At 74.3% G+C, this 19,139-nt stretch carries 19 protein-coding genes; 7 read left to right on the forward strand and 12 right to left on the reverse strand.

What is annotated here, in order from left to right; genetic code table 11:
• Positions 1 to 68 precede the first annotated feature (68 nt).
• Complete coding sequence (locus PIJ49_RS08670; RefSeq protein ID WP_066656115.1) at positions 69 to 410, reverse strand: hypothetical protein; 342 nt, start codon at positions 408 to 410, stop codon at positions 69 to 71.
• Between the two features lie 172 nt (positions 411 to 582).
• Between PIJ49_RS08670 and PIJ49_RS08675 the strand changes: the two genes are divergently transcribed.
• On the forward strand, positions 583 to 1,206 hold the full coding sequence (locus PIJ49_RS08675) for an LppP/LprE family lipoprotein (RefSeq protein ID WP_271826354.1): 624 nt from the start codon (positions 583 to 585) through the stop codon (positions 1,204 to 1,206).
• 19 nt (positions 1,207 to 1,225) lie between these two features.
• On the opposite strand, the gene PIJ49_RS08680 is transcribed toward PIJ49_RS08675, so the two are convergent.
• Positions 1,226 to 1,918, reverse strand: coding sequence for a hypothetical protein (locus tag PIJ49_RS08680; RefSeq protein ID WP_271826355.1), 693 nt, complete (start codon positions 1,916 to 1,918; stop codon positions 1,226 to 1,228).
• A gap of 53 nt (positions 1,919 to 1,971) precedes the next feature.
• On the opposite strand from PIJ49_RS08680, the gene PIJ49_RS08685 reads away from it, so the two are divergent.
• Complete coding sequence (locus PIJ49_RS08685) at positions 1,972 to 3,036, forward strand: YeiH family protein (RefSeq protein WP_271826356.1); 1,065 nt, start codon at positions 1,972 to 1,974, stop codon at positions 3,034 to 3,036.
• A 428-nt stretch (positions 3,037 to 3,464) separates the two neighbouring features.
• Here the strand turns inward: PIJ49_RS08685 and PIJ49_RS08690 are convergent, their stop codons facing one another.
• The 5 genes from PIJ49_RS08690 to PIJ49_RS08710 form a co-directional block, all read right to left on the reverse strand.
• Positions 3,465 to 4,541, reverse strand: coding sequence for an ABC transporter permease (locus PIJ49_RS08690; RefSeq protein ID WP_209685828.1), 1,077 nt, complete (start codon positions 4,539 to 4,541; stop codon positions 3,465 to 3,467).
• Complete coding sequence (locus tag PIJ49_RS08695) at positions 4,538 to 5,419, reverse strand: ABC transporter ATP-binding protein (RefSeq protein WP_271826357.1); 882 nt, start codon at positions 5,417 to 5,419, stop codon at positions 4,538 to 4,540. Before PIJ49_RS08695 ends, PIJ49_RS08690 begins: the two co-directional genes overlap by 4 nt.
• Positions 5,420 to 5,549: 130 nt before the next feature.
• Positions 5,550 to 6,257, reverse strand: a complete 708-nt coding sequence (locus PIJ49_RS08700) for a response regulator (protein WP_209685824.1) — start codon at positions 6,255 to 6,257, stop codon at positions 5,550 to 5,552.
• Complete coding sequence (locus PIJ49_RS08705) at positions 6,239 to 7,507, reverse strand: sensor histidine kinase (protein WP_271826358.1); 1,269 nt, start codon at positions 7,505 to 7,507, stop codon at positions 6,239 to 6,241. The genes PIJ49_RS08700 and PIJ49_RS08705 overlap by 19 nt, the downstream gene beginning before the upstream one ends.
• Before the next feature lie 10 nt (positions 7,508 to 7,517).
• Positions 7,518 to 8,756: an MFS transporter gene (locus PIJ49_RS08710; protein WP_271826359.1), complete on the reverse strand. Its 1,239-nt coding sequence runs from the start codon at positions 8,754 to 8,756 to the stop codon at positions 7,518 to 7,520.
• A 23-nt stretch (positions 8,757 to 8,779) separates the two neighbouring features.
• On the opposite strand from PIJ49_RS08710, the gene PIJ49_RS08715 reads away from it, so the two are divergent.
• Positions 8,780 to 9,334 (forward strand): TetR/AcrR family transcriptional regulator, encoded by a 555-nt coding sequence (locus PIJ49_RS08715; protein WP_271826360.1) that lies wholly within the window; start codon positions 8,780 to 8,782, stop codon positions 9,332 to 9,334.
• 105 nt (positions 9,335 to 9,439) lie between these two features.
• Here the strand turns inward: PIJ49_RS08715 and PIJ49_RS08720 are convergent, their stop codons facing one another.
• Positions 9,440 to 10,111, reverse strand: coding sequence for a peroxiredoxin-like family protein (locus tag PIJ49_RS08720; protein WP_209685816.1), 672 nt, complete (start codon positions 10,109 to 10,111; stop codon positions 9,440 to 9,442).
• A gap of 349 nt (positions 10,112 to 10,460) precedes the next feature.
• The gene (locus tag PIJ49_RS08725) at positions 10,461 to 10,922 is read right to left on the reverse strand and encodes an ATP-dependent zinc protease family protein (RefSeq protein WP_066656091.1); all 462 of its coding nucleotides are present in this window, start codon (positions 10,920 to 10,922) and stop codon (positions 10,461 to 10,463) included.
• 68 nt (positions 10,923 to 10,990) lie between these two features.
• Here PIJ49_RS08725 and rimK point away from each other — a divergent pair, with 68 nt between their 5' ends.
• The 4 genes from rimK (at position 10,991) to PIJ49_RS08745 (ending at position 17,083) form a co-directional block, all read left to right on the forward strand.
• Positions 10,991 to 12,169, forward strand: coding sequence for a 30S ribosomal protein S6--L-glutamate ligase (rimK, locus tag PIJ49_RS08730; RefSeq protein WP_058727301.1), 1,179 nt, complete (start codon positions 10,991 to 10,993; stop codon positions 12,167 to 12,169).
• A gap of 68 nt (positions 12,170 to 12,237) precedes the next feature.
• Positions 12,238 to 13,311, forward strand: coding sequence for a 3-oxoacyl-ACP synthase III (locus PIJ49_RS08735; protein ID WP_066658652.1), 1,074 nt, complete (start codon positions 12,238 to 12,240; stop codon positions 13,309 to 13,311).
• Entirely contained in the window at positions 13,308 to 16,112 is a 2,805-nt protein-coding gene (locus tag PIJ49_RS08740; protein ID WP_271826361.1) for an alpha/beta fold hydrolase, read from the forward strand. Before PIJ49_RS08735 ends, PIJ49_RS08740 begins: the two co-directional genes overlap by 4 nt.
• Complete coding sequence (locus PIJ49_RS08745) at positions 16,109 to 17,083, forward strand: NAD-dependent epimerase/dehydratase family protein (protein WP_066658648.1); 975 nt, start codon at positions 16,109 to 16,111, stop codon at positions 17,081 to 17,083. Before PIJ49_RS08740 ends, PIJ49_RS08745 begins: the two co-directional genes overlap by 4 nt.
• A gap of 27 nt (positions 17,084 to 17,110) precedes the next feature.
• Here PIJ49_RS08745 and PIJ49_RS08750 read toward each other — a convergent pair whose 3' ends face one another.
• From PIJ49_RS08750 to PIJ49_RS08760, 3 genes are all read right to left on the reverse strand, one after another.
• The gene (locus tag PIJ49_RS08750; RefSeq protein WP_251155789.1) at positions 17,111 to 17,524 is read right to left on the reverse strand and encodes an MFS transporter permease; all 414 of its coding nucleotides are present in this window, start codon (positions 17,522 to 17,524) and stop codon (positions 17,111 to 17,113) included.
• Positions 17,521 to 18,696: an Asp23/Gls24 family envelope stress response protein gene (locus tag PIJ49_RS08755; RefSeq protein ID WP_271826362.1), complete on the reverse strand. Its 1,176-nt coding sequence runs from the start codon at positions 18,694 to 18,696 to the stop codon at positions 17,521 to 17,523. Before PIJ49_RS08755 ends, PIJ49_RS08750 begins: the two co-directional genes overlap by 4 nt.
• A gap of 65 nt (positions 18,697 to 18,761) precedes the next feature.
• Complete coding sequence (locus PIJ49_RS08760) at positions 18,762 to 18,932, reverse strand: CsbD family protein (RefSeq protein ID WP_066656081.1); 171 nt, start codon at positions 18,930 to 18,932, stop codon at positions 18,762 to 18,764.
• Between the last annotated feature and the right edge of the window lie 207 nt (positions 18,933 to 19,139).

Consider the following 19,139-nt stretch of genomic DNA (forward strand, 5'->3'; position numbering starts at 1 on the left):
GACGGAACGGAGGCTCGGTGCCGACCGGCACCGAGCCTCCCGTCCGTCCGCAGCCGGGTACGGGCGGTTCAGGCCGCCCGTGAGAACAGCCCGCGCAGGGCGCGCGTCAGTCGCCACGAGCGCCGCGGCTGCTGGACGACCTCGACCGCGCGGGTCGGCATCCGGAAGGCGAGGTCGTGGAGCATGTTCCGCTTCGAGCCGTCCCAGTTCGCGAACAGGTAGGAACCGCCGATGAACGACATGCTCCGGACCGGCGTCCGCTTCCACGAATCGGCCGCGACGTAGTAGCCGGCGTGCCCGGCGCGGATGTGGTCGATGACGGTGTCGACGTCGAAGACACCGGTCGTGGTGACGACGGTGGTGATGCCCGTCCGGTCGCGGGCGACGTACTCGATGAGGTGTTCGGTCACGGCGTGCTCTGATCTGTGTCTGACTCGACCGGCCCGTGAGGTCGGTGCTCGGGAGGTGTTCGGAACCGCCCTTGCTTCCGCCTGGATGGTACGCCGACAGGCGGTGGGGTCTCCAGGCGTCGGTGCGGTCGGGGGATGAACATCCGGGCAGCGCGGCGGGCAGGGTGGTCCCATGCGCACCACACGTCACTCCCGTCCCGCCGGCCTGCTCCTGATCGTCGCCGGGGCGTCCCTCGCCCTCGCGGGGTGCACCGGCGGGGGCGGCGGTGGCCCGACCGCGACCGTCACGCGGACGGTCACGCCCTCGAACTCGGCGTCGTCCTCGTCGTCGACGACGGGCAGCGGGACCCCGGGCCCGTCGTCGACGCCGACCGTGACACCCTCCTGCGGACCGTCCGACGGGGCCGCCGCCGCCGCTGGTCCGATCGCCGACCTCCCGCTGCCCGCCGGCCTCGAGTCGGCGCGGTGGGACGCGTCGAACGCCGACACCTCGGTCTACGACGGCTGCGCCGCGCTGTCCGCGGTGACCGTCAGCGTCGTCGACGGCACCGCGAGCTCGCCGGTCGCGATCCTGCTCTTCCACGACGGGACGTACCTGGGGACGGCGACGAAGGAGCAGTACCCGTTCGTCCCGCAGGTGACGCGGGAGTCCGCGGGGGCGATCCGCGTCGAGTACCGCTACCCGCAGGGTGCGGACAGCAACGCCGACCCCTCCGGTCGAGCGACCGCGACGTACACGTGGGACGACGCTGCCGGTCGCGTTGAGATGTCCGGGGACGTCCCGCCCGCCCGGTGACGTCCCGCCGCCCTGTCACTCAGCGCGGTGCTCCGCGTCGACCGGCGGACCCGGACCCGGACCCGGGCCGTGACCCGGGCCCTGACCCGGGGCGCAGCGCCCGCAGCACGTCCCGCAGGACGCCGAGCCGGGGCTGGGTTGCGCTGAACGGTCGACCGAGTGCCGAACGCGGTTCGAGGACGAACGTTCCGCCGTCCGTCAGGGTGAGCCACAGCCCGTAGTCCTCCCGTCGCCCGCGGTGGTCCTTCGTGGCCAGGTCGATCCGTGCGACGTGCGTCCAGGGGATCGTCACCACCGGGTCGGGTGACACGGGGGACCAGCCGAGCAGCCCGCTCCGGTCGACGGTGACGAGTGCGATCCGCGGGTCGGGGAGGTCCTGTCCGGCGATGGTCCCGCGGGCGGAGACCGGGAGGTGGAACGCCGGTCGACCCCGGCCGTGGCCGTGCGCGTGCCGGAGCGCACGTCGGTCCCGTCGTCCGTCCCGCCAGGCGCTGATCGGCGCGACGACGCACCCCACGGCGCCGAGCAGCGGCAGGAGGACGGCAACCGAGCCGCGGCCGGTGAGCGACGCCTGGTCGACGAACCGGGCCTCGACGACGAGCACGGCGACCGCGACGGCGAACAGGCCGAGCGCGCCCGCGACGAACGGCCACAGCGGCGGTACGACGCCGTCGCGCAGTCGCTGCACCCACGGCTCCGACTGATGGTCCACCACCTCAGCCTGCCCGTACCGTCTGGGCCCCGGACGGTGGGATGCTGGTCCGCATGCCCCTGTCCCGCCCGGCGCTCGTCGCTGCCCTGCCCGGTGTCGCGCTCGCCGTCGTGATCGGCGTCGCCGCGACCCTGGTCGGCCGCGCGGTCCCTGTCGTCGGCGGTCCGGTGCCGGCCGTCCTGCTCGGTGCGCTGGTCGGCTGGCTCGTCCGGCGTCGACGGGCCCAGGACGACGGAGCAGCCGACCTCGGTGGGCTCCAGCCCGGCGTGAAGTTCGCGTCGAGCCGCGTCCTGCAGGCAGCGGTCGTGCTCCTCGGCGCACAGCTGTCGATCGGCGAGGTCCTGCGCATCGGCGGCGAGACCCTCCCCGTGATGCTCACCACGCTCGTGGTGTGCCTCGTCGCGGCGTGGGGGATCGGCCGGCTGCTCCGGGTGTCGAGCACGCTCCGCACACTGATCGGGGTCGGCACGGGCATCTGCGGCGCATCGGCCATCGCTGCCATCACCCCCGTGGTCGGTGCCGCCAGTGCCGAGGTCGCCTACGCCCTGTCGACGATCTTCCTCTGCAACATCGCCGCGGTCTTCGTCTTCCCGCTCGTCGGCCACGCGCTCGGCCTGTCCCAGCACGCGTTCGGCGTCTTCGCCGGGACCGCCGTGAACGACACGTCCTCCGTCGTCGCGACCGCCACGGTCTACGGCCGTCAGGCGACGGACACCGCCGTCGTCGTCAAGCTCGTGCGGACCCTGATGATCATCCCGATCGTGATCGGGCTCGCCGGCCTGGAGGCGCGCCGCACCGCCCGCACGCAGCCCGCCGCCGTCGACGGCACGGGTCGTGCCGGGGGCGTCCGCGTGCTGCGGCTGGTCCCGTGGTTCCTGGTCGGCTTCCTCGTCGTGGTCCTCCTCCGGACCACCGGAGTCCTGCCCGCGGCGGCGGCCCCGGGGTTCTCGACGGCGGCGACGTTCCTCATCACGGTGGCGCTGGCGGCCGTCGGGGTCTCGACGGACTTCGCGGCGCTGCGCCGGGCCGGGTTCCGGCCGATGCTGCTCGGCATCGTGCTGTGGGTGCTCGTCGCGGGGACGAGCCTGGGCGTGCAGGCGGCCTTCGGTCAGCTCTGACGGGCCCGTCGTGCGGCGGCGGCGCCGTCGCGGCGGCGACGCCTGCGTGGCGTGACGTGCTCCCGCACAACGGGAGGCACGTCGCGCCGCGCGGTTCCGTGGCGCGACGTGCTTCCGCACAGCGGACGGCACGTCGCGCCGTGCGGTTCCGTGGCGTGACGTGCTTCCGGTTGGGCGGGGCGCCCCGCGCCCGGCGCGGCTGCGTTCCGGACGGGAGGCACGGTGCCAGCCGGCACCGTCCCTCCCGTCCGGCGGCGTTCGCGTGGCGTGACGTGCTCCCGCACAGCGGAAGGCACGTCGCGCCGTGCGGTTTCGTGGCGTGACGTGCGTCTGGTTGTGCGGGGCGCCCCGCGCCCGGCGCGGCTGCGTTCCGGACGGGAGGCGCGGTGCCAGCCGGCGCCGCGCCTCCCGTCCGTCGTGCGGCGACGTCAGCCGCGGATCGCCTCCGTCAGCTTCACCCGTCCGCCGGTCCGGAGCAGCGCGTTCTCGTAGATGCGCGCGCCCACGGCGACGACCACGACGACCGACGCGGCGACGAGCAGCAGCGAGAGGATCGGCTCCCACCACTCGGCGGTGCCGAGGAAGATCCGCATGGGCATCCCGATCGGCGCGCTGAACGGGACGTACGACATGATCCCGACGATCGTCTCGTTGTCCGCCGCCGAGACGATGAGGATGTACGGGATCATCACGAGGAGCATCACGGGCATCGTGACACTGCCGACGTCCTCCTGGCGGGACACGAGCACGGCGGACGCGGCGAACAGCGCGGCGATGAGCACGAAGCCGACGGCGAAGAAGCCGACGAACCACAGCACGCTGGGGCCGAGCAACGTGAACAGGTTGTCCTGCCCGGTGACCGCGAGGGCCACGGCGCCGGCGATCGCGATGGCGATGATCTGCGCGAACGCCATGATGCTGCTGCCGAGCACCTTCCCGGCGAGCAGGGCACGGGCCGGGATGGCGGCCATCAGGATCTCGACCACCCGCGTCGACTTCTCCTCGACGACGCTCTGCGCGATCGACGACCCGAAGGTCACGGCGGAGGTGAAGAAGACGACGCCGAACAGGATGCCGATGGCGGACACCAGGCCCGCCGAGAGCGTGCCGGGCTGCAGGAGCTCCACCGCAGGGGTGACGCTGAGGGCACCGACGACGTCGGTCGGGGTGTCCTCGAGCCCGACGACGCTGTACCCGAGGGTGTCGTCGGACGGCACGACGGCGGCGTCCACGTCACCGCTCCGCACGAGGCGCTCGGCCTGGGCGACGGTGGTGGTCGGGGTGACGTCGAGGCCGTCGGTGGACTGGAGCGAGACGCCGTCGACCACCGCGACGGGCGTGGTGTCGTCTGCGGTCGCCTTGCCGATGATGCCCGCGATGACGACGGACACGACGACGGCGAGCACCAGGATCGCGGCGGAGACCACGAAGGCCTTGCTGCGGACGCGGGCCTGGATCTCGCGGACGGTCACGAGCCGGACGGCGTCGACGAAGTGGCTGGTCATCGGACGACCTCCCGGAAGACCTCGCTGAGACGGGGCACGCGTGGGGCGAACGATCCCACCGTGCCGTGCTGGACGGCGCGCTGCAGGATGCGCTGCGCCGTGGGCTCGTCGGCCTCGAACACGGCGTACCCGCCGTCGAACTCGCGCACGGTCACGCCGGGTTCGTCGCGGATCCACGCGACGTCGCCGTCGACGAGCAGTTCCCACGCGGCGGGGCCGGCGCTGCGGCGCAGGTCCTCCTGGGAGCCGGCGGCACGGATCGTCCCGTCGGCGATCACGACGACGTCGTCGCACAGCCGCTCGACCACGTCGAGCTGGTGGCTCGAGAAGAGCACCGGGACACCCTTCGCCGCCTGCTCGCGGAGCACGCCGAGCACGGTGTCGACGGCCATCGGGTCGAGGCCCGAGAACGGCTCGTCGAGCACCAGGACCTCGGGGTCGTGGACGAGCGCCGCGGCGACCTGCACCCGCTGCTGGTTGCCGAGCGAGAGCTTCTCGACGGCGTCGCTCGCGTGCTGCGTGAGGTCGAGTCGTTCGAGCAGCGCGGTGGTCCGCTGCCCCGCGGTCCGCTTGTCGACACCGTGCAGGCGTGCGAGGTAGGTGATCTGCTCGGCGACCGGCATCTTCGGGTAGAGCCCGCGTTCCTCGGGCATGTAGCCGAAGCGGCGGCGGTCGGTCGGGCCGACCTCGGTGCCGTCGATCGACACGCGCCCGGTGTCGGCCTGCAGCACGCCGAGCAGGATCCGCATGGTGGTCGTCTTGCCGGCGCCGTTGCCGCCGACGAACCCGGTCAGCCGGCCGCTGCCGACCGAGAACCCCACGTCGTCGAGCACCCGGCGGTCGCCGAAGTGCTTCGTCACGCCTTCGATGGTGAGCATCGCCCGTTCCCCTTCCGCCGGCGGTCCTCGCCGACGTCTCGACGCTACGGTCCGGGAGGCACTGCCCACCTCCGGCGGGAGGCGGGACTTCCCGACGACCCGGCTCCGCCGCGCGGGGGAGCGGGGTCCGTCAGGCCGCGGAGGAGACGCCGTGCTCGAAGGCCCACACGACCGCCTGGATGCGGTCGCGCACGCCGGTCTTCTGCAGGACGTTCGACACGTGCGTCTTGACGGTCGCCTCGCCGACGAAGAGCGCGCGGGCGATCTCGGCGTTGCTGCAGCCGCGCGCGAGCAGTCGCAGGACCTCGGCCTCGCGTTCGGTGAGCCCCGCGGCGGCGATGGCGGCCGCACCGTCGTCGACCGGGGACGCCGTGTGGCCGGCGTGCGCTGGGCAGGTGGGCCCGTGCCCGGCGGTCGCGCGGCTGATCACCCGGCGCGTGACGTCGGGGGCGAGCAGGGCGTCCCCGGCGGCGACCGTGCGGACGGCGTCGATCAGCCGTTCGGGGGAGGCGTTCTTCAGCAGGAACCCGCTCGCCCCCGCCTCGAGCGCCTGGAACAGGGCGTCGTCGTCGTCGAACGTGGTGAGCACGAGCACCGCCGGCGGGTCCGGGAGCGCGCCGATGCGTCGTGCCGCCTCGAGCCCGTCGATGCCGGGCATCTGGACGTCGAGGCACACGACGTCGGGTCGCAGCGCGACGACCGCGTCGACCGCGGCGCCGCCGTCCGGGGCCTCGCCGACCACGCGGAAGCCCGGCTCGGACTCCAGGATGACGCGGAAGCCGGCACGCACCAGGTCCTGGTCGTCCGCGAGCACGATCGTCAGGTCGTCGGCAGCCATGCCCGTACCAGGTACCCTCCCCGGGCGCGGGGCCCGATCTCGATGCGACCGCCCACGGCGGCGACGCGCTCCCGCATGCCGACGTGGCCCAGCCCGCTGCCGCCCGGGTCGCGGACCGCGCCGGCGCCGTGTCCGTCGTCGGCGACCTCGACCTCGATGCCGTCGTCGAGGTACCGCAGGCGCAGGTCCGCGCGGGCGGTGGGGCCGGCGTGCTTGACGACGTTCGTCACGGCCTCCTGCGCGATGCGGAACGCCACGGCCCCGACGGTCGGCGGCACCGAGCGCTCGTCACCGACCACGACGAGCCCGGCGTCCCGGCCCGAGGAGCGGACGGCGTCGACCAGCTCCGGCATCCGACCGAGCCCGGCCGTGCTCGGCGCGGTGTCGGTCGCGCTCGCGCCGGGGTCGTCCTCGCGCAGGGTCCCCAGCATCCGGCGGAGTTCCTCGACCGCGGTGCGTGCGCTGTCCTCGACCACCGTGAGCGAGGCGGTCGCCTGCTCCGGGTCGCGGCCGACCACGCGTCGGGCGGCTCCGGCCTGGACACCCATCAGCGACACGTGGTGGGCCACGACGTCGTGCAGCTCGCGGGCGATCCGCACGCGCTCGAGGGTGATCGCCTGGGCAGCCGTGCGCTCCCGTTCGGCGGCGAGCTCCGCGGTGCGTTCGGCGAGGTCGTGCTTGGCCACCGCGGCTGCCCACGCGCGGTTGCCGGCGTACCAGGCGCCGCCGAAGTACAGCACGTTGATGAGGATGTTGACGAGCGAGTACGCGATGTACGGCGGGATCAGGGCGTCGTCGTCGTTCGGCAGCGCGTTCGGCACCGCCCACCCGAACGAGAGCGCGAGGAACACCCACGCGAACATCCCGCCGATGATCACCCAGCGGACCACCTCGGCACGGATCCGGTCCGAGCACCACGCCCCGACCGTGTACAGCGCGATGAAGAGGGTGAAGTTGACGAGGATGATCTCGGGGACGTGGAGCAGCTGTGTCGCGGCGAACGCCAGCGCGGACACGACGGCGACGGTCATCGGCCAGCGGCGGCGGAACGCGATCGGCGCGGCGTTCGCGACCACCATGAGCGCCGACACCCACCACGGCGCCTGGTCGTCCTCGTAGACGCCCGCGGCGCCGTACAGCGTGGTCGTGACGGCCAACCCGACGCCGAGCACGAGCGCGAGCAGTTCGTCCTGCCGGTGCTCCCGCGGTCCGACGGGCAACCGGGCCCACCCCTCCCTCGTCCACCCCATGCGGGCAACGCTACCGGGTGGGCGCCGCCGGCCGCAGGTCCCGCCGGGCGACGACGAGCGGTGTGGTGGCAGCGACCGCCACGACGGCGGCTGCCGCGGTGAAGGTCGTCGCCGTGCCCGCCGGCCCGACCAGCACACCGGCCGCCGCTGCCCCGAGTGCCTGGCCGGCGACGAGCACCACGAAGAGCAGTGCGGTGCCCGCGGCCGCGTGGTCCTGGTCGATCTCGGTCGTCCAGGCGATGAGCGCGCCCGTCGCCGCGGTGTAGCCCCACCCGAACAGCGCGCACGCCACCAGTGCGGCCCCGACGACGTGGGGCAGCAGCCCGAGCGTGAGCACCGCGACGGCGGCGAGCGTCGTCGTCAGCAGCCACAGGCGGGCAGCGGGCAGCCCGCTCGTCCACCGTGCCGTCACCGCGACCGAGGCCCCGCCGACGCCGAGCGCGATCCACGCGACGACCGTCAGTCCGCTCGGCACGCCGGCTCCGACGAGCGCCGAGCGGCCGTAGGTCCAGACCACCGCCGAGCCCGCACCGAAGAGGAGCGCGACCACGACCGGCACGACCTGTGCGCCGAACCACGACCGGCCCGGGAGCGCCGCGTGGAGCGCGGGGCGCCGGGGCGCGGAGCGCCGGACCGCGGGGTGCCGGAGTGCGGAGCTCTGAGCCGGGGCGGAGCGCGCGTCCGGTGCCCCGCGCCCGGCCGCGAGGAACACCACCGCACCGACCAGCAGCGTGACCACGCCGGCGGCGGCCCAGGCGGTGCGCCAGTCCGGCAGCAGCACGAGCGCGAGGACCCCGGCCGCGACGAGCCCCGGGCCCGTCCCGGAGTTCACCACCGCCTGGGCCCGGTCGCGTGCGGCGCCGTCGAGCCGGCCGGCGACCAGCTGCACCATCGCCGGCGACGCCAGCCCGGCCCCGGTCGACGCCACCACGGCTGCCACCCCGAAGACGAGGGTCGTCGCGCTCGCCGCCGTCGTGATCGCGCCGAGGCCTGCGGTGAGCGCCGCGACCACGACGAGCTCCCGGGCGGCGCGGTCGGCGAGCAGGAACCCCACGACGGCACCGGTGCAGTACAGGACCGAGGCGCCCGAGGACACCGCACCGCCGACGTCCGCGCCGAAGCCGAGGTCGCGCTGGACGTCCGGCAGGAAGAGCCCGAACGCCAGGCGCACCAGGCCGTAGGTCGCAGCGACGAGCCCCAGCCCGCTCGCGAGCAGGACGGAGGTCGGTAACGAAAACGATCGTTTCACTTCTGCGACCCTAGGCTGGCTGCATGGCGATGCGTCCAGGGACCGAGCAACGGGTGCTCGACGCCGCCGAGGAACTGTTCTTCACCCGCGGGATCGCGGCGACCCCCGTCGACGCGGTGCTCGAACGCGCGGGGGTGTCGTCGGCGACGCTCTACCGCGGGTACCCGAGCAAGGAGGCCCTGGTCGCCGCGGCGCTCGACCGACGACACGACGACTGGGTCGCGACGTGGGACCGTGCCCTCGAGCAGGCGACCGACGACCGCGGCCGCCTGCTCGCCGTGTTCGACGCGCTCGACGAGTACCGGTCCACCCCGACGGGCTCCCGCTGGTGCGCCTTCCTCGGCACCGCTGCCGAGTACGTCGATGCCCCGGAGGACCTGCGCGCCGTCCTCGACCGCGAGACCGACACCCTGCGACGGCGGCTGACGGAGACGGCTCGTCCGCTCGTCGGCGACCGTGCCCCGGCGCTCGCCGAGCAGCTGCTGCTCGTCGTCTCGGGTGCGCTGGCGATGCGCCTGCGCGACCCCGCTGCGGACTCCGCCACCGCACGCGCGGTCGCGTCCGCACTCCTGCCCTGACGGCCGCGCCGCGGTGCGGTCGGGAGGCGCGGTCCGGGTGACGGACGTCCGTCACCCGGCCCGCGCCTCCCGTCCGCCCCGGTCGGCTCCGCGCCGAGCGGCCGGTCAGGGCGCGGGGACCACCAGGGCGTCGACCGCGGTCAGCACGTCCGCGACCTCGGTGCGCGTCGTGTAGTCGACGTGCACGTCAGCGGAGCGGACCACGCCGTCCGCGTCGATCACGAAGACCGACGGGAACGGGATCGCCGCGGTGTCGTCGGCGTTGCTGTCGGCGACGTCGAACCCGAGCTGCGTGTGCGCCGCCCGCGCGGCGTCGCTCGGCTCCGTGACGATGCCGAAGCGTCCGGCGAGCACGTTCTCCGGGTCGGTCAGCACCGGGAACTCCAGCTCCCCGTTCGCGATCGACTGCTCGGCGGCCTCCGGCGTCTGCGGCGAGACCGCGACGAGCTGGACGTCCCGCTCCCGCAGCGCCGGCAGGAGCTCCTGCTGGTAGGTGCGCAGCGTGATGTTGCAGTAGGGGCACCAGGCGCCGCGGTAGAAGACGACGACGGTCGGCGTGGAGCCGCGGACGGCGGCGAACGACGTCTCGTCGCCGGTCGGGGTGACGAGTCGCGCGTCCGGGGCGGTCTCGCCGACACCGACGACCCCGTCGGGCACCCCCGAGGCGCGCAGGTCGGCCTGCTCGCCGTCGAAGACCGCGGACAGCTCCGGGCCGATCTGGGTGGTGAAGCCCTGGTTGAAGTCGTCCACCTGGCGGGCGATGGTCTGGTCGGTCACGTCGGTCTCCTCGGGTCCGGGACGCCGGCGACTGGGCCGGTGCGTGGAGCGTAGGCACGTCACCTCGGCGGGGGAACGGGCGTCGTCACGGAGCGTCATCCGGGCTGCGGAGCGCGACCCGAGCGGCGGACGGGAGGCGCGGATCCGACCCGCCCCGCGCCTCCCGTCCGCCGTGGTGCGGAACGCGCGGCGGGAGGCGCGCACAACGGAGAGCACTACGCACCACGGAACGACGTGGCGCGGATTGCTCCCCGTTGTGCGGGAGCGCCGCGCACGGCCAGACGCCGTCGGCCACGAGGAGCGCGCTGCGCGCGGCGCGCACCGTCGCGCAAGCGGCCCGCCCCGCGCCTCAGGCGCGACCGCGGTTGCGCCGCCGGATCTCCTTCGGGGCCCGGCCGGCCATGAACGACCGCGCGGGGTCGACCAGGAAGCCCTGGCGCAGCGCCTCGCGGCCGACGAGCATGCGGAAGCCCATCTGGTCGCGGTTGCTCAGCGTGACCTCGGCGTCGATCGTGCGACCCGCGAGCGTGATCGGCGTCAGCACGACGATGCGTTCCTGCGTGTGCCCCGTCGAGCTCCGGACGATCCGTCGGTCGTGCACGTCGCACTCGTGCGTGACGGCGTCGGCGTCGGTGTCCTGCCACGGGTGCACCGAGAAGCGGACGCGGTCGCCGGGGAGCTCCTCGAGGTCGAACGCGTGCAGTGCCGAGCTCCGCGCCCCGGTGTCGAGCTTCACCTTGATCCAGGGCAGGTCCAGCCCGGGCAGGGCAGCCCACTCACGCCATCCTGCGATCGTCGGGTTCCGGGCCATGTGCCCATCCTGTCGCATGCTTTGATTGAGCGTCGCCGTCGACGTCTCGACCCCGTGGAGCAACCCCGATGAAACTCGCCATCCTGTCGCGCGCCCCGCACGCGTACTCGACGCAGCGTCTGCGTGCCGCCGCGGTCGATCGCGGCCACGAGGTCAAGGTGCTGAACACCCTGCGGTTCGCCATCGACCTGTCCGGGGACGAGCCCGACCTGCTCTACCGGGGCAAGCTGCTCAGCGACTACGACGCCGTGCTCCCGCGGATCGGCAACTCGATCACCTACTACGGCACCGCGGTGGTGCGGCAGTTCGAGCAGATGGACGTCTACACGCCGAACACGGCGACGGGCATCACGAACTCGCGCGACAAGCTCCGGGCGAACCAGATCCTGTCCCGCCACCACATCGGCATGCCCGCGACCACGTTCGTGAACAGCCGTGCCGACGTCCGCGGGGCGATCGACAGCGTCGGTGGGGCGCCGGTCGTCATCAAGCTGCTCGAGGGCACGCAGGGCATCGGCGTGATCCTGGCACCCGAGGCGAAGGTCGCCGAGTCGATCGTCGAAACGCTGCACTCCACGAAGCAGAACGTGCTCATCCAGGCGTTCATCTCCGAGAGCCGGGGCCGGGACATCCGTGCGCTGGTCGTGGGGGACCGGGTCGTCGCTGCGATGCGTCGCAGTGCCTCCGGCGACGAGTTCCGCTCGAACGTGCACCGCGGCGGCACCGTCGAGAAGGTCACCCTGAGCCCCGAGTACGAGGAGGCGGCGGTGCGCTCGGCGCAGATCATGGGGCTCCGCGTCGCGGGCGTCGACATGCTCGAGGGCAACGACGGACCGCTCGTCATGGAGGTCAACTCCTCGCCGGGGCTCGAGGGCATCGAGCGTGCGACGGGCCTCGACGTCGCCGGCGCGATCATCGACTTCATCGGCAACCAGGTCGCGTTCCCGGAGATCGACGTCCGTCAGCGCCTCAGCGTCTCGACCGGCTACGGCGTGGCCGAGCTCCTCGTGCACACGAACGCGGACCTGGTCGGCAAGACCATCAAGGAGTCCGGGCTCTGGGACCGGGACATCACGGTCCTGACCCTGCACCGCGGCGCCTCGGTGATCCCGAACCCCCGCAGCGGCGTCGAGCTGCAGGCCAGCGACCGCCTGCTCTGCTTCGGCAAGCTCGAGGAGATGCGGTCGATGATCCCGGACCGTCGGCGTCGCCGGTCGAAGGTCCGCAAGCTGCCGAAGGACGCCTGACCGGTGCCGCCCAGCGCACCCGGATCGCACATCCAGGTCGGATGCGGAAGTATGTGTCGGTGACGATCATGACGGAACGACCGGTCGACCAGTCGACGAGCAGCGAACCGGAGCGCCCCGGCAACGCCACGGCGAAGCACCAGAACGTGTCGCTGCTGTCGGTGGCGACGACCGTCGCGGACCGTGTGACGACCTCCGCGGACATCGAGGCGAAGCTCCGCGGGGCGCTGCGTCGGCTCCGTCTCCCGACCGGTCTGCTCGAGCGTGTCGCCGGTGTCACCGAACGCCGCAACTGGGGCGAGGGGCAGACCTTCCAGGACGCCGCGATCGACGCCGGCCGTCGCGCGATGGCCGAGGCCGGCATCCGCCCGGAGGACGTCGGTCTGCTGATCAACACCTCGGTGACCCGTCCGCACCTCGAGCCGAGCGTCGCCGTCCGCCTGCACCACGGGCTCGGGCTGCCGACGTCGGCCATCAACTTCGACATCGCGAACGCGTGCCTCGGCTTCGTCAACGCGATGAGCGTCGCCGCGGGCATGATCGACTCCGGGCAGATCAAGTACGCGCTCATCGTGGACGGCGAGGACGCCGACCAGGTGCAGCTCAACACGATCGACCGCCTGAACCAGGGTGGTCGGAACCGCAAGGACTTCATGAGCGAGTTCGCGAGCCTGACCCTCGGGTCCGGCGCCGCGGCCGCCGTGCTCGGCCCGTCCGACGTCCACCCCGAGGGGCACCGCATCATCGGCGGCGTCACCCGCGCGGCGACGCAGTGGTACGACCTGTGCGTCGGCAGCGTGGACGGCATGTTCACCGACGCGAAGATGCTGCTGAAGGGCGGCATGGAGCTCGTCGTCGCCGCCTGGACCGAGGCGCGTTCGCACTTCGACTGGCAGGACATGGACCGCTACGTGCTCCACCAGGTCTCCGACGTGCACACGAACGCCTTCGTCGAGGCGATCGGCATCCCGCGCACGAAGGTCCCGACCACCTACCAGCGCTACGGCAACGTCGGCCCGGCGTCGATCCCGATCACCCTGGCCGACGAGGTCGACCGCGGCGGCATCACCCGCGGCGACCGCGTCTTCCTGGGCGGCGTCGGCTCCGGCATCAACACGGCGATGATGGAACTGCGCTGGTGAGGTCCGGCCTCCCGCGCGTCGCCGCCAGCACGGCCCCGGCGACGCTCCCGCCGCCCCTGCCCGGACTCGACCCGGCCTGGTCCCGTCTGGTCACCGTCCCCGGGTCGCCGGACGGCCGGCCGGGAGGCACGCACCACCCCGCGCGCACCTGGCACCTCCTCGACACGGCCGGTCAGCTCGAGGCGCTCGGCGTCACCCCGGTCGGCACCCTGCTCTGCGTGCACGGCAACCCCACCTGGTCCTACCTCTGGCGGTCCGTCGCGGCCCGCACGCTCAGCGTCGCCCGGGCCGGTGGCCCGGCCTGGCGCGTGATCGCCGTCGACCAGCTCGACATGGGCTTCTCGGAGCGCACCGCCGACCAGCACCGTCTGGCCGACCGCGTGCGCGACCTCGGCGCCCTGACCGACGAGCTCGGACTCGCCGGACCCGTCGTCACGCTCGGGCACGACTGGGGCGGCGTCGTCTCGCTCGGCTGGGCGGTCGACCACCCCGACCTCGTCGTGGGCGTGGCGACGTGCAACACCGCCGTGCACCAGCCCGACGACGCCCCGATCCCCGCACCGCTGCGGCTGGCCCTGCGTCCCGGCGTGCTCGGTCGCGGCACCGTCCTGACGCCCGCGTTCCTCGAGACGACGCTCGCCATCGCGCACCCGACGCTCGACCGGCCGACCGCCGACGCCTACCGGGCGCCGTACCGCGGAGCAGCCCGCCGCGGGGGCATCGGCGGGTTCGTGGCGGACATCCCCGTCGACGCCGCGCACCCCAGCGCGACCGAGCTCGACCGGATCGCGGCCGGTGTCGCGGCGCTCGAGGTCCCGGCGCTCGTCATGTGGGGACCGCGTGACCCGGTGTTCCTCGAGCGGTACCTCGACGACCTGGCCGACCGGTTGCCGCACGCCGACGTGCACCGTTTCGAGGGTGCCGGTCACCTGCTGCCGGACGACGCCGACGTCGCGGGCACGGTGCTCGACTGGCTCGGCGACCGCCTGCCGGACGGGCACGCGCCCGGCGGCGGCGAGTCGAGCCTCCAGCCCGACGCCCGGACGGCCGACGCCCGGACGGCCGACGCCCGGACGGCCGACGCCCGGACGGCCGACGCCCGGACGGCCGACGCGAGCGACGCGACCGGCGCGACCACCGAGGGCCCCGCGATCGACCGACCGCTCTGGGCAGCCCTCGACGACCTCGCGGACGACGCGAGCCCGGCGCTCGTCGAGATGGCCGCTCCCGGCGGCCCGCGGACGGTCTCGTGGCGGCTGCTCGCCCGCCGTGTCCGCGAGGTCGCCGTCGGTCTCGCCGACCTCGGCGTGCGTCCCGGCGACCGCGTCTCGTTGCTCGTCACGCCCGGGGCCGACCTGACGGCCGTCCTGTACGCCTGCGTCCGGATCGGTGCCGTGGTCGTCGTCGCGGACGCCGGCCTCGGTCTGCGCGGGCTCACCCGTGCCGTCCGCGGCGCCCGGCCGGACTGGGTGATCGGGGCGCTGCCCGGTCTCGGAGCTGCGCGCGCACTCGGGTGGCCGGGTCGACGCATCGCGACGGTCGCGCTCCCGGCCCCCGCGCGAGCGGTCCTCGGCGTGGAGCACACCCTGACCGAGGTCGCCCGACGTGGCGCCCGACGACTCGCAGCCGGAGCAGACCTGCCCGCTGCACCGTCGCCGGACGCACCCGCGGCCGTCCTGTTCACCTCGGGCTCGACCGGTCCGGCCAAGGGCGTCGTCTACACGCACGGGCAGCTCACCGCGGTGCGGGACGTCCTCGCGGCGCAGTACGGCGTCGGCGTCGGCACGGGGCTGGTCGCCGGCTTCGCGCCGTTCGCCCTGCTCGGTCCCGCCCTCGGTGCCCGGTCGGTGGCCCCGGACATGGACGTCACCCGTCCGCGCACGCTGACGGCGTCGGCGGTGGCCGACGCGGTGGCCGCCGTGGACGCGACCGTGGTGTTCCTCTCACCCGCAGCGCTGGCGAACGTCGTCGCGACGGCACCGGCGCTGGCGGCCGGCGACCGCGATGCCCTCGGTCGGGTGCGTCTGTTCCTGTCCGCGGGGGCACCGGTGCCCGCGGCGCTCCTCCGGGCGGCCACCGACCTCATGCCGAACGCAGCGGCGCACACGCCCTACGGCATGACCGAGGGCCTGCTCATGACGGACGTCGACCTGGACGGCGTCCGGTCGGCGGGTTCCGCTCCCGACGACGGCATCTGCGTCGGTCGACCGGCGGTCGGTGTGCGCGTGCGGATCGCGCCGCTCGACGCCGACGGCGCACCGACCGGAGACCTCACGGAGCAGGCCGGCGTCACGGGCGAGGTTGTCGTCGCGGCCCCGCACGTCCGCGACCACTACGACCGACTCTGGCGCACGGACCGCGTCTCGCGGCTCGGGGTCGACGACCCGCGCGGGCACCGCACCGGCGACGTGGGGCACCTCGACGCCGACGGGCGCCTGTGGATCGAGGGCCGGCTCCAGCACGTCGTGACGACCCCGCACGGTGTCGTGACACCCGTCGGACCCGAGCAGCGCATCGAGCGCGTCGACGGCGTCGGCCGTGCCGGCATCGCGAGCACCGGACCGTCCGGCACCCAGCAGGTCGTCGCCGTGGTCGAGACCGTCCCCGCAGCCCGGCGTCCCGGCCTCGCGTCGGCCGAGCTCGCCGCCGCCGTCCGCACCGCCGCCGGGGTCCCGCTCGCCGCGGTGCTCGTCGTCCCGGTGCTGCCGACGGACGTCCGGCACAACTCGAAGGTCGACCGCGCCCGGCTGTCGCGATGGGCGACGACGGTGCTCGGCGGCGGCCGGATGACCCGCCCGTGAGGGTCCTGGTCACCGGTGCCAGCGGCTTCCTCGGCCGGGCGACCGCCGCTGCCGTCCGGGACGCCGGGCACGACGTCCGCACGTTCCAGCGTCGGCCGTCCCGGGTCGACGGTGTGGAGGACTCGCTCGGCACGATGACGGACACCGCTGCGGTCGCGCGCGCGGTCGAGGGCGTCGACGCCGTGGTGCACCTGGCGGCGAAGGTCTCGCTCGCCGGGGACCCGGCCGACTTCGCGCGGGTCAACATCGCCGGGACGAGCGCGCTGCTCGACGCCGCGCGGGCCGCCGGGGTGGGGCGCTTCGTCTTCGTGTCGTCGCCGTCCGTGGCGCACACCGGGTCGTCGCTGGCCGGCGCCGCTGCCGACCCTGCCGAGCCGATGGCCGCCCGCGGGCACTACGCGCGGACGAAGGGCGCCGCGGAGCTCCTCGCGCTGGCGGCCGACGAGCCGGGCTTCGCGGTCGTCGCCGTCCGCCCGCACCTGGTGTGGGGACCGGGCGACACGCAGCTGGTCGGACGCATCGTGGACCGGGCACGTGCCGGTCGGCTGCCGCTCCTCGACTCGGGCGCCGCGCTCATCGACACGCTCTACGTCGACAACGCGGCCTCGGCGATGGTCGCTGCGCTCGAGCACGCGGCGGACGACGCCGTGCACGGCAACGCCTACGTCGTGACGAACGGAGAGCCGCGGCCGGTGGGGGAGCTCCTGGCGGGCATCTGCACCGCGTCCGGCGTCCCTGCACCGCGGCTGCACGTGCCCGCCGCCGTCGCCCGTGCAGCCGGGTCCGTGGTCGAGGCGGTGTGGCGGGTGCGTCCGGGGGCGGACGAGCCGCCGATGACGCGGTTCCTCGCCGAGCAGCTGTCCACCGCCCACTGGTTCGACCAGCGACGGACGCGCCACGACCTCGGCTGGTCCCCGACGATCACGATCGACGAGGGCCTGGCCCGCTTGGCGGCCGCCGCCGGACACTGACCGGCCGTCGGTCGGGTGGGCGGACCGTCAGCCGGTGAAGCGCTGCCAGAGCTCGGTGACGATCGGCCACACGTCGCCCGCGCGGTCCGCCGAGGCGATGGCGATCGTCACCACGGGGTAGGCCGTGACCGCGAGGCTGACCAGGACCGCGAGCACGACGGCGAACACCGACGTGACCGTGTGCCGTCGGGTCAGCGCCCAGAGCAACAGGGCGAGGACCACCACCAGGCCGAGCACGGTGACGAGGGCGATCCGGACGAACGGGAACGGCACGAGCCCCGCTGTGGTGGCGGTCACGCCGCCGAGGAACCCGACGAGCGGCAGGTACCCGCCGAGGGCCACGGCGAGCACCAGCACGATGCCGATGCCCGACGTGGTCCAGACGCCGCGCGGGCGAGGACGCCGGGCGGTGGTGCCCCGGCGTCCCGCCCACGCGGTCATCGCTGTGCCTCGCCGTCGCCGTCGCCGCTGCCGCTGCGGTGGGCGGCGGCCTGGTCGTGGCGGGCGTCGGCCTCGTCGCGGACGACGTCCGCGGCGTGCTCGATGCGGTCGGCCGCCTCGTCCAGCGCGTCGGCGACCTGCTCGTCCGCGGCGGGTGCGCTCTCCGCCGACGGCTCGTCGGCGTCGGTGCTGCCCTCGCGACGTGCACGGTCCGCTGCGTCCTGCGTCGCGGTCACCGCGTCCTGCGTCGCGGTCGCTGCGGAGTCGGCGGCGTCCGAGGCCGCTGCGCCCGCGTCGGCCGCGGCGTCGGTCGCTGCCGAGGCAGCACCGGAGGCACGGTCGCGGACCTCCTGCGAGGCGTCCGCCGCGGCGTCCTTCGCCGCGCTGACGGCCTGCTTCGCCGCGTCGCCGGCGTCGGAGGACTTCTCCGCGGCACGCTCCGCCGCGTCGGATGCGGTCTCGCGCGCCGTGTCGACGGCGTCGGCCGCCTTCGCCCGCGCGGTGTCCACGGCGTCGGACGCCCGCTCGCGCAGGTCCCCCGCGGTCTCCCGTGCCCGGTCGACGGCGTCGCCGGCGGCGTCACGTGCGCGACCGGCGGCCTCGCGCGTGGCACCCGCCGCGTCCTGCGCGGCGTCCCGTGCACGCTCGGCGACCTCGGCGGCACCGCCGCGGACGTCCTCCGCGGCACCCGAGACGGCCTCCTTCGTGCGGTCCACCGCATCGCCCACGGCCTCCCGGGCCCGGTCGACGGGGGTCGGCTCGTCGTCGAAGGGCCCGTGCACGTCGAGCACGCGGACGTCGACCGTGGTGGGCTGTCCGGCGCCGAGCTGCGACACCGCGGCGGCCACCTGGCGGCGGACCTCCTCGGCGACCTCGCGGACCGGCTGCGGGTAGCTGATGACGACGGACACCGTCACGTCGAGCGTGCCGTCGTTGTCGTCGACCTGCACCCCGGGCGCTCCGGCGGTGCGGCCGAGCTGCGAGCGGACGCGGTCGGCGGCGCGGGCGACGAGCCCGCCCAGGTGGTGGACGCCCGGCACGCCGAGCGCCGTCTCCGCCGCGGTGCGGGCGGCGACCACCAGGGGCCCGGCATCCTCGGGGAGCGGGGTGGTCAGCTCGGGCGGCAGGTCGACCTCGGTGATCTGCGTCCGGGCGTTCGGATCGTGCTGCATGGCTTCCTCCTCTGTGAACAGGACGGCCGTCGCTCCCCTCGGGGAGCGACGGCCGTGGTCCGCTGTTACTTGAAGACGTCCTTGACGTCCTCGCCGGTCTGCTTGGCGCTCGCAGCGGCCTGGTCCTTCTTGCCCTCTGCGACCTTCTCGTCGTTGTTCGTCGCGTTGCCGAAGGCCTCCTTGGCCTTGCCGGTCAGGTCCTGTGCGGCGTTCTTGATCTTGTCGTCGAGTCCCATGGTGGGTTCCCTTCTCGCTCGTGGGCTGGTGCCCGGTGGTGACGGTCGGGAGGCTCGGTCTGCCTCGTCCGACCGGGTTGCGGTGGTGCTGGTGGTGCGTTCGTGTCCGGCGTCGTCCGCCGGGTGGGGCTACTGGACGCGGGTGGTGCGTGCCAGTGCGGTGCGGGTGCCGCCGGTGAGGTGGACCAGGACCGGGATCTGTCGGCC

The sequence above is a fragment of the Curtobacterium uvaldense genome, from assembly GCF_028307415.1.
Taxonomy (GTDB): Bacteria; Actinomycetota; Actinomycetes; order Actinomycetales; family Microbacteriaceae; genus Curtobacterium.

What these genes read in the sequence shown, in the direction of transcription:
- PIJ49_RS08700 (WP_209685824.1), bottom strand. Translation starts at nt 6,257, where the DNA reads ATGGCTGCCGACGACCTGACGATCGTGCTCGCGGACGACCAGGACCTG.
- PIJ49_RS08675 (WP_271826354.1), top strand. Translation starts at nt 583, where the DNA reads ATGCGCACCACACGTCACTCCCGTCCCGCCGGCCTGCTCCTGATCGTC.
- PIJ49_RS08685 (WP_271826356.1), top strand. Translation starts at nt 1,972, where the DNA reads ATGCCCCTGTCCCGCCCGGCGCTCGTCGCTGCCCTGCCCGGTGTCGCG.
- rimK (WP_058727301.1), top strand. Translation starts at nt 10,991, where the DNA reads ATGAAACTCGCCATCCTGTCGCGCGCCCCGCACGCGTACTCGACGCAG.
- PIJ49_RS08690 (WP_209685828.1), bottom strand. Translation starts at nt 4,541, where the DNA reads ATGACCAGCCACTTCGTCGACGCCGTCCGGCTCGTGACCGTCCGCGAG.
- PIJ49_RS08695 (WP_271826357.1), bottom strand. Translation starts at nt 5,419, where the DNA reads ATGCTCACCATCGAAGGCGTGACGAAGCACTTCGGCGACCGCCGGGTG.
- PIJ49_RS08705 (WP_271826358.1), bottom strand. Translation starts at nt 7,507, where the DNA reads ATGGGGTGGACGAGGGAGGGGTGGGCCCGGTTGCCCGTCGGACCGCGG.
- PIJ49_RS08715 (WP_271826360.1), top strand. Translation starts at nt 8,780, where the DNA reads ATGGCGATGCGTCCAGGGACCGAGCAACGGGTGCTCGACGCCGCCGAG.
- PIJ49_RS08735 (WP_066658652.1), top strand. Translation starts at nt 12,238, where the DNA reads ATGACGGAACGACCGGTCGACCAGTCGACGAGCAGCGAACCGGAGCGC.
- PIJ49_RS08725 (WP_066656091.1), bottom strand. Translation starts at nt 10,922, where the DNA reads ATGGCCCGGAACCCGACGATCGCAGGATGGCGTGAGTGGGCTGCCCTG.
- PIJ49_RS08755 (WP_271826362.1), bottom strand. Translation starts at nt 18,696, where the DNA reads ATGCAGCACGATCCGAACGCCCGGACGCAGATCACCGAGGTCGACCTG.
- PIJ49_RS08760 (WP_066656081.1), bottom strand. Translation starts at nt 18,932, where the DNA reads ATGGGACTCGACGACAAGATCAAGAACGCCGCACAGGACCTGACCGGC.
- PIJ49_RS08750 (WP_251155789.1), bottom strand. Translation starts at nt 17,524, where the DNA reads ATGACCGCGTGGGCGGGACGCCGGGGCACCACCGCCCGGCGTCCTCGC.